The organism is Bacillus mobilis (assembly GCF_001884045.1).
GTDB lineage: Bacteria > Bacillota > Bacilli > Bacillales > Bacillaceae_G > Bacillus_A > Bacillus_A mobilis.
Map to the genome: position 1 here is coordinate 1 of NZ_MACF01000043.1, position 203 is coordinate 203.

Here is a 203-nt window from a genome sequence, read left to right on the forward strand (position 1 = left end):
CCATTTCCATTATTCCCTTGCGATTCTCTTCCGTTGTTTCCTTGACCACTTCCATTATTCCCTTGTGATTCTCTTCCGTTGTTTCCTTGACCATTTCCATTATTCCCTTGTGATTCTCTTCCGTTGTTTCCTTGACCATTTCCATTATTCCCTTGCGATTCTCTTCCGTTGTTTCCTTGACCACTTCCATTATTCCCTTGTGA

At 41.9% G+C, this 203-nt stretch carries 1 pseudogene; it reads right to left on the reverse strand.

The window, feature by feature from the left end:
- Positions 1 to 203 (reverse strand): annotated as a pseudogene (locus BAQ44_RS04940) (hypothetical protein); the annotation flags it as partial.